The 261-nt window shown below is 52.1% G+C and carries 1 pseudogene; it reads right to left on the minus strand.

Annotated features, from left to right (window positions below):
- Positions 1-239 (minus strand): annotated as a pseudogene (locus R0J87_RS21800) (DcaP family trimeric outer membrane transporter); the annotation flags it as partial.
- Positions 240-261: the final 22 nt, after the last annotated feature.

The following is a 261-nucleotide window of genomic DNA, read 5'->3' on the forward strand; positions in this document are numbered from 1 at the left end:
GCCACCTTCACAAAACCCATGTCGGTTTGCAGGCTAAAGCTGGCTGTGAAGTCAGGCGTAGCGTTGTCGTCTGTGGTAATACGGGCACCGCCGAAAAAATGTGTTAGTGTCGATTCAGGATTCTCAACGGCAAATGCAAAGTTGCCATGGGTGTACCGCACCTGTGCCTGGCGGATAAAGATAGCTGCATCAGGGTTACCCACGAAGTCCAGTGTGTCCGGCAATGAGGCAACATCCATAAAGTTTGACCAGGTCTGACCC

This window comes from Halomonas sp. SIMBA_159 (assembly GCF_046536035.1).
GTDB classification, from domain to species: domain Bacteria; phylum Pseudomonadota; class Gammaproteobacteria; order Pseudomonadales; family Halomonadaceae; genus Vreelandella; species Vreelandella venusta_A.